Annotated in this window: 1 protein-coding gene; it reads right to left on the reverse strand. The window is 58.0% G+C overall.

Going from position 1 to position 352, the window contains the following annotated elements; all coding sequences use genetic code 11:
- On the reverse strand, window positions 1-352 hold a 352-nt coding region (locus GK108_RS31020; RefSeq protein ID WP_246225304.1), incomplete at both ends, for a putative Ig domain-containing protein.

Below are 352 nucleotides of genomic sequence, written 5' to 3' on the forward strand. Positions count from 1 at the left end.
AGGAGGAATGACATTGGCCACGGTGGGAGCCGTATTGACCGGTGCTGGCGCCGGGCTGACGGTCAAGACTAGGGGCGTTGCTACACTCAATCCTGCCGGGTCAGTGGCGGTGACGGTCAGCGTATGTGGCGATCCTAGGGTGGTGGATGGCGTACCAGTGATGGTGTTGTTACTGGCCAGAGCCAGTCCGGTTGGTAGTCCGGTGATGGTTATTGTTAAGCTATTGGGTGTCTCCTTATCAGTGAACGTATTGGTTGGGATAGCATAGGCGAATGGCTGTCCGACGGTGGCTGACTGAGGAGGAATGACATTGGCCACGGTGGGAGCGGTGTTGGCAGGTGCACCACAAGCG

Origin of the sequence: Spirosoma terrae (genome assembly GCF_010435915.1) — a bacterium.
GTDB classification, from domain to species: Bacteria; Bacteroidota; Bacteroidia; order Cytophagales; family Spirosomataceae; genus Spirosoma; species Spirosoma terrae.